Raw genomic sequence first — 13266 nt, 5'->3', positions numbered from 1 at the left:
GCGTTATTGGCGCTTTAGCTGCAGCATTTCACCGTTTTCAAAACGACGACGTTCTGGGTCAATCAATTCCAGCGTGCTCTCATCAATACGCATGAAGTAATAGATTTGGCCATCGCCATCTGGCGTCAGTTCGTAAACGGTGGCGTCTGGGTCAGACGGCGTTCCGGTCAGCACTTCCCAGTTACCCGCATAATTTTCATCGGGAGGGGTTTGGGGATGGTTCCGGTAGGTAGCGTTAAGTGTGAAAGTGCGCTCTTCCATCGCGCTCATCTCTTCACCCATCATCGTGACATCCAGATCGATACCATCGCAGTTGCGGCAAGGTAGCGAGCCCTGGTAATTAGCCTGTGCGGTCGCTGCTTCCTCTTGCTGCTGTTCCATCGGACCGCTTGCACAGCCAGCTAATAGTGCCAACATAGCCGAACCGGCTAGCAAACTCTTAAGTTGCATAGAGTGTCTCCTTCATCTCGTGTTGGACATCACATTCATTTACGCGCACTTGTGACAGCATAACCGCTTCAAGGTGCAACGCACACCCCTAGCGCGATGCGAATGCTTGCGCTGAGTTGGCCTTCAAGCGACCATGGCATACCTTGCTAGGATAATCAGGTTACCCTCATGAGCCAATACTGGAGTCCGGCCGTTCGCGAACTTACGCCTTACGTGCCCGGTGAGCAGCCACGCGAGAAGCTTGTTAAACTCAATACCAATGAAAACCCTTACCCACCTGCTCCAGGCGTCGGTAAGGCACTGCGCGATTATGCAACAGACCATCTGCGCCTCTACCCTGACCCTACCTCTAAAGCACTGCGTGAAGCGCTGGCGGAGACATTTAAGGTAGCCAGCAGCCAAGTGTTTGTCGGAAACGGTTCCGATGAAGTGTTGGCGTTCGCATTTCAGGCCTTCTTTTGCCATCAGGCGCCGCTTGACTTGCCTGCCATTACCTATAGCTTTTACCCTGTTTACGCCAATCTTTATGGCGTTGAGCTGCGTAAGCATCCGCTCAATAAGCAGTGGGAAGTCGATATTGATGCGCTTGCGGCGGCGACTAACCGCAGCGGCGTTATTTTCGCTAATCCAAACGCCCCTACCGGACACGCTCACTCGCTCGCGACGATAGAGGCACTGCTTAAGCGCGTCACAGATCGCGTAGTGCTGGTGGACGAGGCGTATGTCGATTTCGGTGCAGAGAGTGCTGTAACGCTGATTGATCGCTACCCTAACCTGCTTGTCACCGGTACGTTTTCTAAGTCCCGCAGTTTGGCAGGCTTGCGGCTGGGTTATGCGGTGGGTTCTGAGGAATTGATTGATGGCTTACTGCGGGTAAAAGACTCTTTCAACTCTTACCCAGTGGATAGCTTAGCAAGCTTAGTAGGCATCGCCGCTCTGAAAGATGTCGAGCATTTCGAAGCCTGCCGCGAGCATGTCATTACCACGCGTGAGCGTACCCATCAGCGTCTTGAAGCGCTAGGCTTTGAGGTATTGCCCTCGAAGGCTAACTTCGTGCTTGCCCAACACCCTGATTATGCAGGTGCTCAGCTATTTATGGACCTACGTGAGCGGGGTATCCTGGTGCGCCATTTTAATACATCAGACCTCAACAACTTCCTACGCATCACCATCGGCACCGATGATGAGATGGATAGCTTGATTGAAGCACTAGAAACAATCTTGGACTAGCGCAGAACCAACCCGTAGCAGGGGTCATTCGCCATGGCCGAAAAAGGCTCCATGCTATTCCGCATCCATATGGCGATCCGATGGCGAATATAGCGACCATAACCGGGTTTGTAGTGTCCCCGCCAAAGGTTGCTCTGACCTGATAATTTACTTTGTTGTAAGACTTGAGCGCCATTTTTTGTCGGCTGCTTTTCTTCCGCCCAACAACCCGCCCCTGCAAGCTATGCTTGCAGGGGCGGGTTGCGTTGATTGCCGCTTATATTACAGCGTCAGCGGGTGCGTTTAGCCGAGCAGGTGCTCGACGGCTGCACGCTCTTCGCGCAGTTCTTTCTCGGTGGCTTTCATCTTCTCTTGGCTGAACTCGTCAATTTCGAAGCCTTGAACAATTTCATACTTGCCACCCTGGCAACGCACTGGGTAGGAGTAGATGATGCCTTCGTCGATGCCGTAGCTGCCGTCAGAGGGAATCGCCATGCTGACGATACCTTTGGAGCCCAGCGCCCAGTCGTGCATATGGTCGATGGCGGAAGAGGCAGCAGAAGCGGCAGAGGAAGCGCCACGTGCTTTGATGATCGCCGCGCCGCGCTGCTGCACGGTGGGGATGAAATCGTTTTCGTACCAGTCACGCTCAACCAGATCGAACGCTGCTTTGCCGTCGACTTTGCACTGGGCCAGATCCGGATACTGGGTGGCACTATGGTTGCCCCAGATGATCATGTTTTCAACGTCAGTGACGTGCTTGCCGGTTTTCTGTGCCAGCTGGGTTAGGGCGCGGTTGTGGTCCAGGCGCGTCATGGCGGTGAACTGACCAGCGTCCAGATCCGGCGCGTTGCAGGAAGCGATCAGCGCGTTGGTGTTAGCCGGGTTACCCACAACCAGCACTTTCACGTCACGGCTAGCGTGGTCGTTCAGCGCTTTACCTTGTACGGAGAAGATCGCGGCGTTGGCTTCCAGCAGGTCTTTACGCTCCATGCCCGGACCACGCGGACGTGCGCCAACCAGCAGGGCGAAGTCGGCGTCTTTGAACGCGACATTCGGATCGTCGGTAGCAACGATGTCTTGTACTAGCGGGAAGGCACAGTCATTGACTTCCATTACCACGCCGTTCAGGGCGTCCATTGCCTGGGGAATTTCCAGAAGCTGGAGAATGACAGGCTGATCCGGCCCCAACATGTCGCCAGCGGCGATGCGGAAAATAAGAGAATAGCTGATCTGACCGGCGCCGCCGGTAATCGCAATACGTACTGGATCTTTCATCATTGCTCCTTGATTGGTTCGCCTAGGGATGGTTCTCGCCTGAGGAGTGGCTTAACAGAACTCAAGACGCAAAGATGTTATGCCCAGTCGAGCAAAAACTCAATCAGACATGAGACTACTACCCATTTACCACGCTTGCCATTCGCTCAACGGCTTGCTGCTCGCTGAAAAGGCTGAGTTGCGCTATGGTATCTGCGGCTTTATGCCCTCCTTTCTTGTTTTGCTAAGGACATGGACGCTCCATGCGGAAAATCCCCTTCTCTTATGCGTTGGCTAGCTTACTGGTGCTGGTGCTGGTGTTATGGCTCGCCTTTGGTAATTTTCAGCGCTTTCAAACCAGTGCGCCGGAAGCCTCTCCCCGCAACGACACGGGGCCACGGGTCGAAATTGCGCTGCAGCAGAGTACGCCGTTTATTCCCCAACAGATCATCCAAGGCCAGTTGACCGCTGAACGCGAAACCACCCTGCGTGCCAACGTCGCAGGCTTTGTGGCCGAAAAACCGGTGGCCCAAGGTAGCCGCGTTGAGGCGGGCGACAGGCTGCTGGTACTGGATAACGACGCCCTGCCCGAGCAACTCAAGCAAGCCCAGGACGAACTAGCCGTAGCCGAGGCGGAGTATGCCGGGGCGCGCAACCTGCGCCAGCGGGAGTTGATTTCACAGCCCGAGCTTTTGCGCCTACAGAGTTCCCTCAGCGCCAGCGCCGCGTCGGTGGCCCAACTGCAGAAGCAACTGGATGACAGCCGCCCTACTGCGCCTTTTGATGGTGTGATCGATCGCGTGCAGGTAGAGGTAGGCGACCTATTACAACCCGGAGAAGAGTGGGCACAGTTGGTGGATGATCGCCGGTTGAAGGGTATAGCCTGGGTGTCTCAGCAGCAGGTAGGCGATTTGAGCGAGGGATTGCCGGTCACCGCGCGACTGCTGAATGGCGACCATCTGGAGGGCGAGCTGACCTTTATCAGCCACCGTGCCGAAGAGGCCACGCGCACTTTTTACATCGAAGCCACCCTCGATAACCCGGCGGGTAAACGTCTAGCCGGTGGTAGCGCGGAACTGACGATTACGCTGCCGCCCCGCCAGGTGCACACTCTGTCGCCTGCGCTGCTTAGTTTGAACAGTGAGGGCCAACTGGCCGTCAAGCACCTGGATGAGAACGATCAGGTGCAGCAGACCGCCGTAGAACTGGTAAGCGCCGATATACAGCGCGCCTATGTGACCGGCCTACCCGACCCGCTGCGCCTCATTACGCTAGGCGCTGGCATGGTGGATGCCGGCGAAACGGTGACACCGGTGCCGGTTGAAGACGCCATTATTTCGCAATCGCAAGCCGGACAGGATAGCGTTCATGCGCCAGTTGATTAATGCGGCGCTAGACCACACCCGCACGACACTACTGCTGTTAGTGAGCCTACTGTTGGCGGGCATCACTGCTTGGCAGATGATCCCTAAAGAAGCCAATCCCGACGTCACCATCCCGATGATTTACGTTTCGCTGTCGCTAGAGGGTGTGAGTCCCGAGGATGGTGAGCGGCTGCTGATACGCCCCATGGAGCAGGAACTGCGCGGCATTGAGGGGCTGCGCAAGTTTACTGCCCAGTCCAGCGAAGGCCATGGCTCGATTACGTTGGAGTTCGACCCTGGCTTTGACCCCGATACCGCGCTAACCGACGTGCGTGATCGCGTAGATATCGCCCGCAGCGAGCTGCCTGACGAGGCCGATGAGCCACGGGTCATGGAAGTCAATGTGTCGGAATTTCCGGTGTTGACTATCGGCCTCTCCGGGCAACTGGATACCCGCGAACGCATGACGATCGCACGGCGCCTGCAGGAAGAGATCGAAGGCATCGCCGATGTACTGGAAGTGGACATAGCCGGTGAGCGAGAAGACCTGCTGGAGATTGTCGTTGATCCACTAGTGTTAGAGAGTTATGGGGTCGATTTTGATGCGCTGTTTAACCAGGTATCGCGCAATAATCGCTTGGTGGCGGCAGGCAGCTTGGATACCGGCGCGGGACGCTTGGCATTGAAGGTCCCCGGCATTATTGAGTCCCTTGAGGATGTCATGAATATGCCGGTCAAGGTGGACGAGGATCGCGTCGTCACCTTTGGCGATGTGGCCTGGATCAACCCTACTTATAAAGAGCCGGAAGGCTTTGCTCGGATTGATGATCAGCCTGCGGTGGTGCTGGAAGTTTCCAAACGTGCCGGGGCCAATATCATCGCCACCATTGGCGCGGTGCGTGAGCGCCTGGTGGAAGCCGATGATTTATTGCCTGAGCAGCTTCGCTTCACCACAATTCTGGATGAGTCGACCACTGTTGAAAATATGCTCTCCGAGCTGCTCAACAACGTACTCACCGCCGTGGTACTGGTACTGATTGTGGTGGTCGCGGTAATGGGCTGGCGCATGGCGCTGTTGGTAGGCCTGACCATTCCCGGCGCCTTCTTGACCGGCATCCTGCTGGTGTGGGCATTTGGTTTCACGCTCAATATCGTGGTGCTGTTCGCGCTGATTCTGGTGGCGGGCATGCTAGTGGACGGCGCGATCGTGGTCAGTGAGCTTGCTGATCGCCATTTACGTGATGGTCAAACACCCCATCAGGCGTGGCTTAACGCGGCTTCGCGTATGAGCTGGCCAGTCATCGCCTCGACCGCCACTACGCTCGCGGTGTTTATTCCCCTGCTGTTCTGGCCCGGCGTGGTCGGCCAGTTTATGAAGTACCTGCCCGCCACGGTGATTTTGTGCCTTTTAGCATCCTTGGCCATGGCACTGATATTTTTGCCCACGCTGGGGCGCTTGTTTACGCGATCGGAGGCCAAACAAACAGACGCGACACATGCAGATAACAACCATGAAGAAGCGACGACGTCGTTTGGGCGGGGTTATCGCCACCTGTTGTCCAGGCTACTCAAGCACCCAGCCTGGGTACTGCTGGTGACGGTGCTGTTAATGGCGCTGCTGTATACCGGCTATGCACGCTTCAACCACGGCGTCGACTTTTTCCCCAGCGTGGAACCTGACAGCGCCCAGGTGCTGGTACGCGCCCGGGGCGATTTTTCTGCCGTCGAGACCGATGCCATCGTTCAGCGGGTGGAAGCGCAGCTATCTGGCATGAGCGAAGTGAGGGCGCTGTATGCGCGCTCGTTTGCGGTGCCCAACGAACAGATGGGCAATGACGTGATCGGCATGCTGCAGTTCCAGTTTATCGACTGGCATGAGCGCCGTCCTGCCCAGGCTATTTTGGACGATATGGCAGAGCGCGCAGGGGATATTCCCGGTATTACGCTGGAGTTTCAGGAGCAGGAGATGGGCCCTGGTGGCGGCAAACCGATTGTGCTGGAAGTGAGCGCCACGAATCCTGACGTTGCCGATGCAGGGGTTAACCAACTTACCCAGTTAATGCGCGATCTGGGTGGCTTTACCGACATTCAGGATAACCGTAGCGTGCCGGGGGTGGAGTGGCGGGTTAATGTGGATCGTGAAGCAGCGGCGCGCATGGGCACTGATGTCACCACCATTGGTAGCGCGGTGCAGCTGCTGACTACAGGCCTGCAAGTGGCGAGCTATCGCCCGCCCGAAGTCAGCGATGAGGTGGATATCCGCGTGCGTCTGCCGCAAAACTGGCGTTCGCTGGATCAGTTGGAGCGCTTGACCATCAATACCCAGCGGGGGCAGGTGCCTATCTCGCATTTTGTAACCCTGGAACCGGCCCCCAAAGTGGGCACCCTGAACCGTATCGACGGCCGCCGGGCGATTACCGTCGATGCGGATCTCGCTCCCGGTTATCTTGCCGATGAGCGCCTGCGGGCGCTGTTAGAGGCGGGTAGCGATAGCCTGCCTGATGGCTTAATGGTCAATGTGGCGGGCGAGCAGGAGGATCAGCAGGAGTCGATGCAGTTCCTGGCCAGCGCGTTCATGATCGCTATCGGTTTGATGGCGCTGATTCTGGTGACCCAATTCAACAGTTTCTATCAGGCGGGATTGGTGCTTTCGGCAATTGTCTTCTCCACCGCGGGGGTGCTGATGGGGCTGCTGATAACCGGACAGGCTTTTGGCATTGTCATGGTGGGGATGGGGGTGATTGCTCTGGCGGGCATTGTGGTTAATAACAATATCGTGTTGATCGATACCTACAACGAGCTGCGCGGGGAAGGCATGACGCCCGGCGAGGCCGCACTGGAAGCGGGCTGTTTACGCCTGCGCCCGGTGCTGTTAACGGCGATTACCACGGTTTTAGGTCTGATGCCGATGGTGCTGGGAATCAATGTCGATCTGTTTACCCCTGCCCTCGGCTTTAATGCGCCCTCCGCCCAGTGGTGGACACAAATGTCGAGCGCCATCGCTGGCGGCCTCACCTTCGGCACCGCACTCACGCTGCTGCTTACGCCTTGTATGTTGGTGATTGGAGGGAAGCTGCGTAGACATCATTAATGGCGGATAAACGTGCCATTGCCAGCCCTCATGTCATTGCAAGTGAAGCGAAGCAATCTCGGGATTGAGCTACAGCCAAAGAGATTGCCGCGTCGCTGCGCTCCTCAATGAAAGGGACTCCTCCCCTCTCGAAGCTTCAGAGAGCTACATTGATAGTTGAACCACTTCAATGCGGAGGGGAAGAGTCATGAACAAGCATAAGATAATCGGTATTGATCTGGCAAAGCGTGTTTTTCAAGTGTGTGTTGTCGACACACACTCCTCGCGTGTTCAGGTCAACAAAGAGCTTAAACGGCATCAGGTCTTGGATTTTATGCGCCGCCAACCGGCCTGTCGGGTGTTCATGGAGGCGTGCGGTGGATCGCATTATTGGGCGCGACAGCTGCAGGCCCTCGGCCATACCGTTGCCCTCATTTCGCCCCAGTTTGTGACGCCTTTTCGCAAGGGGCACAAGACAGATGCCAATGACGCTCTCGCTATTGTAGAGGCGGGTTTGCGCCCAGACATGCGCTTTGTACCGCTCAAAAGCGTCGAGCAGCAGGATATTCAGAGCCTGCACCGCATTCGGGAAAGGTACATTCATCAGCGCACCCAGTTGATCAACCAGGTTCATGGCTTATTACAGGAGTACGGGATTATCAGCGGTCGTGGTCAGAAGGCATTAAAGCAACGTGTCTGGCTCGCCCTAGAAGATGCCGATAACGAGCTTTCGATGCTGATGCGTGACTTGATTGCCGAGCAAATGGCGGAGCTGGATCGACTCAACGAGCGCATTCAGTCACTGGATAAGCGCGTGGAGCAGATGAGCCGTGCGGTGATGCCTTGTCGCCAACTGTTGGCGATTGAGGGAGTGGGGCCGGTGGTCGCCACCCAGCTCTATAGCGCCCTCGGTAACGGCGACGCGTTCAAGAAAGGTCGCCAAGCGTCAGCCTATCTGGGGTTAACGCCGACACAACACAGCAGTGGTGGCATCGCGAAGATCAAGGGCATTGGCCGAACGGGGCAAATCTCGCTGAAAGCCGCCCTGATACGTGGCGCACACTCGGTCATCAACACCGTGGGTGACAAACAGGATGCTAAAAGTCGTTGGCTACGATCCCTGGTCGCTCGCGTTGGCAAGAACAAAGCGGCTGTCGCGTTAGCGAACAAGACAGTGCGAACCGCCTGGGCGGTTCTGCACAGCGGACAGTCCTATTGTAGAGAGTTTAACGACGGTTCCGCGCTGATGGTGAGCTAAGCGGTAGCACCATCAGCGGCTAAGCGCCGACAGGCGGCTACCTTGTTGCCGGGCAACGATCGATGAAAAACAGGTCAGACCGACCTTCTCAAAACCTGCTCATTGCGATGGCTGAAAAAGCCTACGCCTCGTTGAGGAGAGAAGGTGCGCGACGTTCATCAGGGTCAGGGGATAGCGTCCCCATTAAGAGACCGACTATACGCACGCATCGGCTTATGTTGTTCATCATCGGAGCTTGCAACCGGGGAGGAGTCCCTATACGCAATGACATAGAAGAGGCTCATCGCATAAGCCCCTCATTACATGGCAAGAATTAGTTAAGCAGGTGCTTTGGTGCTTTGCGGGCTGTGCGCAGCGTGTAAGCGCGCAATTAACTGGTCTTCCAATGCAAAGCGTTCGGTGAGGCCACGGGCCAGGCGATCGATCCAGGCCGGTAGCCGGGCAATATTTTGTTCGCAGCTGAGGGTTGAACCGAAGTCGGTATCGAACTCCAAGACCATCTCAGTCGACATTTCTAAACGTTCGAGCAACTTCTCTGCAATGACCAGCGCGGCCTCATCGCCGAAGGCCTGCGCCTCTTCCGACAGCTGAGGATAAATTTCAAAGTGACCAGCGCTGATATAGTCCATTAATTGCTCACTGAACGTATCAATAGGCGCTTTGCTGACGGCTTCCAGTTCAGCGTCACATGCTTCTTTCAGTTCAATAAAGCTGACTAACAGCTGACGACGCTGATCTAACCAGCGGTCAATCAAAACATGCACGCCTCCCCAGCGCTCCAGGGCATTTTTGCAATCTTCGAGCATGGGGCTTTCTCCTTAACTCACCTTTTAACTACTAATCTTTTAAGTACCAGTGCCGCTCAGGACAATGAATAGGCTTAGAGTCGCGCCTCCCACTATCGCTGTCAATCCCGGCAAGTACGGTTTCCTTGGTACTAAACGTTTATTACCCATAACGCTTTCTTCTATGGCTGATAACCAGCGTTCTCAAACAACTGGTCTTGCCACGTTTTACCTATATTTATGCTCTCATCTTCCAGCCAGCATTGCGAGCAAAGCCGCTTTACGGTCACCAAGTGTCTGCATAGAAAAGTATTTTAAACATAAACAGTTTAAGCTTGAATTTTATACATACCTCTCCTATCTTCAAAAACAGAGTGTATTTCCCTGTGGAGAAAAATAATGAGAATTGCCTGCCTGGGTGGAGGGCCTGCTGGCCTTTATTTCGCCATCAGTATGAAACTGCAGGACCCTTCCCATGAGATCGTGGTGTTTGAGCGTAACCGTGCAGACGATACCTTTGGCTGGGGCGTGGTGTTATCAGATGAAACCCTAGACAACCTGGCAGCCAACGACCCGGTTAGCGCAGAGCGAATTCGTGAGCATTTCGCCTATTGGGATGATATTGCAGTTGTTCATAAAGGCGTCAAAACCGTCTCCACCGGCCACGGCTTTTGCGGTATTGGCCGCCGCCAGCTGTTAATTCTGCTCCAGGAGCGCGCCCGCGAACTCGGCGTAGACATGCGTTTTGAAACCGATGCCACAGAAGACGCCATTGAACAGTACCGGCAAGAATATGACTTGGTGTTGGCGGCCGATGGCCTGAACTCCCGCACCCGCCAAACCTATGCTGAGCATTTCAAACCCGATATTGATGTGCGGGCGTGTAAATTTGTTTGGTTGGGCACGCACCAGACCTTTAACGACGCTTTCACCTTTATTTTCGAGCACACCGAGCATGGCTGGGTGTGGGCCCACGCTTACCAGTTTGATAACGATACGGCGACTTTTATTGTCGAGTGCAGTGAAGCCACCTGGCAGGCGTTTGGCTTTGGTGAGCTGAGCCAGCAGGAATCGATTGCAGTCTGCGAGCGTATTTTTGCCAAGCATCTTGATGGCCATGCGCTGATGACCAACGCCAACCATATACGCGGCTCGGCGTGGATCAACTTTCCACGGGTGCTTTGCGAGCGTTGGAGCTATGAGAATGTAGTACTGATGGGCGATGCCGCAGCGACTGCCCACTTCTCGATTGGCTCGGGCTCCAAACTCGCCCTGGAAAGCGCCATAACGCTGGCTAACTGCTTACACAGTGAAAGCAGTAGGGAAGCTGCCATCGCCCGCTACGAAGAAGACCGCCGTTTCGAGGTGCTGCGCTTACAGTCCGCGGCACGTAACTCCACCGAGTGGTTTGAGCAGGTAGAGCGCTACCTGGATCTCGACCCGGTGCAGTTCAACTACTCGTTACTGACCCGCTCCCAGCGCATCAGTCACGAAAACCTACGGGTGCGCGACCCCGAGTGGCTGGAGAGCGCCGAGCGCTGGTTTCAAACCCAGGCGGGCAATCCAGACAGCGCCCGCGCACCGATGTTTGCCCCCTACCAACTGCGAGAGATGACGCTGATTAATCGCGTCGTGGTCTCGCCCATGGCCCAGTACAAAGCCGTGGATGGCTGCCCAACCGATTGGCACTTTAGCCACTACGCCGAGCGGGCCAAAGGCGGTGCGGGACTGGTGTATACCGAAATGACCTGCGTCAGCCCCACTGGGCGTATTACCCCCGGCTGCCCAGGGCTGTACGCCCCCGAGCATGAAGTAGCCTGGAAGCGCCTGTGTGATTTTGTTCACGCGGAAACCAACGCCAAGCTGTGTGCCCAAATAGGTCACTCCGGCCCTAAAGGCTCTACCCAACTCGGCTGGCAGGAGATGGATGCCCCGCTGGCGGAGGGCAACTGGCCAATACTGTCAGCCTCTGCTCAACCTTGGGCAGCGCGCAACCAGGTGCCGAAGGCGATGGATCGCGAGGATATGGATCGCATCCGCGACGAGTTCGTCAGCGCAGCGCAAATGGCTGACCGCGCGGGCTTCGATATGATCGAGATTCACGCCGCCCACGGCTACCTGCTCTCTTCGTTTATCACACCCCTGACCAACCATCGTAACGATGAGTATGGCGGCGCTTTAGATAATCGGCTGCGTTACCCGTTGGAAGTGATCAACGCCGTGCGCCGCGTTTGGCCCGCTCATAAGCCGCTTTCGGTGCGTATTTCTGCCAACGACTGGTGCGGCGAAGAAGGCATCACCCCGGACGATGCGGTGGAAATCGCCAAACGGCTGCGCGATTCTGAGGTGGATATCGTCGATGTCTCTGCCGGGCAGACCTCGACTCAGGCAAAGCCCGTTTATGGGCGCATGTTCCAGACCCCCTTCTCTGACCGGATTCGTAACGAAGCATCGATTGCCACCATGGCGGTGGGCAATATCTATCAGGCCGACCATGTGAACTCGATTCTTATTGCTGGGCGCGCTGACTTAGTTTGTATCGCCCGCCCTCACCTGGCTGACCCTTATTGGCTACTGCACGTTGCCGCTGGCTTAGGTGACAGCGAAGTGGAGTGGCCTGCCCCCTATCGAGCAGGCGCCGATCAGTTGCAGCGCTTGGCTGAACGTGGCGAGGGTTGGATATGAATTTGACCGGCAAGAAAGCTGTGATTACCGGCGGTGGCAGCGGGATTGGTGCCGATATGGCCCTGGCCTTTGCCCAAGCGGGCGCCGAGGTCACGATTACCGGCCGCCGGGAAGCTGCCCTGCAAGCGGTCGCCGAGCAGCACGAAGGCATCCATGTCGCCGTGGTGGATGTCACCGATGAGGCCGCCATGGTGGCGCTCTTCGAGGAGTTGGGCAGCGTCGATATCGTGATCGCCAACGCCGGGGCCGCGGAAAGCGCCCCTTTCGCCAAGACCTCTTTCGAGCAGTGGCAGCACATGCTGAACGTCAACCTCAGCGGGGTGTTTCTAACCCTGCGTGAAGGACTGAAACAGCTGAACGATGGCGGCCGACTGATTGCCGTGGCTTCCACGGCTGGCCTGAAGGGCTACGCCTACGTGGGCGCTTACTGCGCGGCCAAACACGGTGTGGTGGGCCTGGTGCGTTCACTAGCGGCTGAAACCGCCACCCGCAACCTGACCGTCAATGCGCTCTGCCCCGGTTTTACCGATACACCGCTGCTGGCCGCCAGCGTCGAGAACATTGTGACCAAAACAGGTCAGTCCGCCGAACAGGCTACCGCGCACTTTCAATCTACCAACCCCACCGGACGTTTAGTCACTCCTGCTGAGGTCTCCGCTACCGCCCTATGGCTATGCGGGCCTAACAGCGGCGCGATTAACGGCCAGGCGATTTCCATCTCAGGGGGCGAAGTATGACGGCAGAAAGCTTAAGTAAAGAACGCCTGCGCTTATGGCTGCGCATGCTGCGGGTTACCCGTCAGGTGGAGTCCGAGCTGCGTGAGCGACTGCGTACCGAGCACGACTCCACACTCCCCCGCTTTGATGTCATGGCGGCCCTGTACGCCAGTGCGGAGGGCCTAAAAATGAACGAGCTCTCCAAGCGGCTGCGGGTTTCCAACGGCAATGTCACCGGCATCATCGATCGCTTGGTGGAGGATGGCGCCGTGGAACGTATTGCCATTGAGGGCGACCGTCGCGCCACGCGGGTCTGCCTGACCGGCGCTGGCCGCGAGAGCTTCAGTGCCATGGCCATTGAGCATGAGCGCTGGATCAACGCGCTGTTCGAAGGGGTGACCGAAGAGGATGCCCATCATATCGGCGAGCTGCTCCACCGCTTACCGGCTTCTCTTGACGATACCCACTAATC

General features: G+C 56.5%; 10 protein-coding genes. 7 read left to right on the top strand and 3 right to left on the bottom strand.

Going from position 1 to position 13266, the window contains the following annotated elements:
• Positions 1–3 precede the first annotated feature (3 nt).
• Complete coding sequence (locus HZS80_RS19480) at positions 4–450, bottom strand: copper resistance protein NlpE N-terminal domain-containing protein (RefSeq protein ID WP_008957637.1); 447 nt, start codon at positions 448–450, stop codon at positions 4–6.
• A 168-nt stretch (positions 451–618) separates the two neighbouring features.
• Between HZS80_RS19480 and hisC the strand changes: the two genes are divergently transcribed.
• A complete protein-coding gene (hisC, locus tag HZS80_RS19475) occupies positions 619–1680 on the top strand; it encodes a histidinol-phosphate transaminase (protein ID WP_082072549.1) in 1062 nt (353 codons plus the stop codon).
• Between the two features lie 282 nt (positions 1681–1962).
• On the opposite strand, the gene HZS80_RS19470 is transcribed toward hisC, so the two are convergent.
• Positions 1963–2937, bottom strand: coding sequence for a malate dehydrogenase (locus HZS80_RS19470; RefSeq protein ID WP_022519687.1), 975 nt, complete (start codon positions 2935–2937; stop codon positions 1963–1965).
• 242 nt (positions 2938–3179) lie between these two features.
• Between HZS80_RS19470 and HZS80_RS19465 the strand changes: the two genes are divergently transcribed.
• From HZS80_RS19465 to HZS80_RS19455, 3 genes are all read left to right on the top strand, one after another.
• Complete coding sequence (locus HZS80_RS19465; RefSeq protein ID WP_179917034.1) at positions 3180–4301, top strand: efflux RND transporter periplasmic adaptor subunit; 1122 nt, start codon at positions 3180–3182, stop codon at positions 4299–4301.
• A complete protein-coding gene (locus HZS80_RS19460; protein ID WP_179917033.1) occupies positions 4285–7371 on the top strand; it encodes an efflux RND transporter permease subunit in 3087 nt (1028 codons plus the stop codon). The genes HZS80_RS19465 and HZS80_RS19460 overlap by 17 nt, the downstream gene beginning before the upstream one ends.
• Positions 7372–7558: 187 nt before the next feature.
• A complete protein-coding gene (locus HZS80_RS19455; protein WP_179917032.1) occupies positions 7559–8608 on the top strand; it encodes an IS110 family RNA-guided transposase in 1050 nt (349 codons plus the stop codon).
• 317 nt (positions 8609–8925) lie between these two features.
• On the opposite strand, the gene rsd is transcribed toward HZS80_RS19455, so the two are convergent.
• A complete protein-coding gene (rsd, locus tag HZS80_RS19450; RefSeq protein WP_179917031.1) occupies positions 8926–9414 on the bottom strand; it encodes a sigma D regulator in 489 nt (162 codons plus the stop codon).
• A gap of 378 nt (positions 9415–9792) precedes the next feature.
• On the opposite strand from rsd, the gene HZS80_RS19445 reads away from it, so the two are divergent.
• From HZS80_RS19445 to HZS80_RS19435, 3 genes are read left to right on the top strand one after another with little or no spacing between them, the layout of a single operon-like run.
• The gene (locus tag HZS80_RS19445; protein ID WP_179917030.1) at positions 9793–12078 is read left to right on the top strand and encodes a bifunctional salicylyl-CoA 5-hydroxylase/oxidoreductase; all 2286 of its coding nucleotides are present in this window, start codon (positions 9793–9795) and stop codon (positions 12076–12078) included.
• Positions 12075–12815, top strand: coding sequence for an SDR family NAD(P)-dependent oxidoreductase (locus HZS80_RS19440; RefSeq protein ID WP_179917029.1), 741 nt, complete (start codon positions 12075–12077; stop codon positions 12813–12815). Before HZS80_RS19445 ends, HZS80_RS19440 begins: the two co-directional genes overlap by 4 nt.
• Complete coding sequence (locus tag HZS80_RS19435) at positions 12812–13264, top strand: MarR family winged helix-turn-helix transcriptional regulator (protein ID WP_179917028.1); 453 nt, start codon at positions 12812–12814, stop codon at positions 13262–13264. Before HZS80_RS19440 ends, HZS80_RS19435 begins: the two co-directional genes overlap by 4 nt.
• The last annotated feature ends 2 nt before the right edge of the window (positions 13265–13266 follow it).

It is taken from the genome of Vreelandella glaciei (assembly GCF_013415125.1).
GTDB lineage: Bacteria > Pseudomonadota > Gammaproteobacteria > Pseudomonadales > Halomonadaceae > Vreelandella > Vreelandella glaciei.
Note: the sequence above shows the minus strand (reverse complement) of the source record. Positions and strands in the feature narration are given on the sequence as shown.

Excerpts from the sequence above, each read along its gene's own strand:
- HZS80_RS19480 (WP_008957637.1), bottom strand. The coding sequence starts at position 450 with ATGCAACTTAAGAGTTTGCTAGCCGGTTCGGCTATGTTGGCACTATTA.
- hisC (WP_082072549.1), top strand. The coding sequence starts at position 619 with ATGAGCCAATACTGGAGTCCGGCCGTTCGCGAACTTACGCCTTACGTG.
- HZS80_RS19470 (WP_022519687.1), bottom strand. The coding sequence starts at position 2,937 with ATGAAAGATCCAGTACGTATTGCGATTACCGGCGGCGCCGGTCAGATC.
- HZS80_RS19465 (WP_179917034.1), top strand. The coding sequence starts at position 3,180 with ATGCGGAAAATCCCCTTCTCTTATGCGTTGGCTAGCTTACTGGTGCTG.
- HZS80_RS19460 (WP_179917033.1), top strand. The coding sequence starts at position 4,285 with ATGCGCCAGTTGATTAATGCGGCGCTAGACCACACCCGCACGACACTA.
- HZS80_RS19455 (WP_179917032.1), top strand. The coding sequence starts at position 7,559 with ATGAACAAGCATAAGATAATCGGTATTGATCTGGCAAAGCGTGTTTTT.
- rsd (WP_179917031.1), bottom strand. The coding sequence starts at position 9,414 with ATGCTCGAAGATTGCAAAAATGCCCTGGAGCGCTGGGGAGGCGTGCAT.
- HZS80_RS19445 (WP_179917030.1), top strand. The coding sequence starts at position 9,793 with ATGAGAATTGCCTGCCTGGGTGGAGGGCCTGCTGGCCTTTATTTCGCC.
- HZS80_RS19440 (WP_179917029.1), top strand. The coding sequence starts at position 12,075 with ATGAATTTGACCGGCAAGAAAGCTGTGATTACCGGCGGTGGCAGCGGG.
- HZS80_RS19435 (WP_179917028.1), top strand. The coding sequence starts at position 12,812 with ATGACGGCAGAAAGCTTAAGTAAAGAACGCCTGCGCTTATGGCTGCGC.